General features: G+C 73.6%; 1 pseudogene. It reads left to right on the top strand.

Annotated elements, in window-relative coordinates:
* Positions 1-239, top strand: a pseudogene (locus D452_RS29115) (glycosyltransferase); the annotation flags it as partial.

Here is a 239-nt window from a genome sequence, read left to right as displayed (position 1 = left end):
GAGCCCTCGGTGTCGGTGGTGCTGTGCACGCGGCGACCGGAGATGGTGCGGTTCGCGCTGCGGCAGGTGGCCCGTCAGCGGGGCGTGGGCGTGGAGGTCGTGATGGCCCTGCACGGGTTCGCGGTGGACGCTCCGGGGGTGGCGGAAGCGGTCGCGGAGTTCCGGCGGGGCGGCCGCTCGCTCGTGGTCTGGGAGGCGCCGGAGGACCTGGTCTTCGGTTCGGTGCTCAACGGTGCGAT

It is taken from the genome of Nocardiopsis prasina DSM 43845, from assembly GCF_000341265.1.
Lineage (GTDB): Bacteria > Actinomycetota > Actinomycetes > Streptosporangiales > Streptosporangiaceae > Nocardiopsis > Nocardiopsis prasina.
The sequence above is the reverse complement of the archived record's forward strand: the minus strand, read 5'-3'. Positions and strand labels throughout refer to the sequence as shown.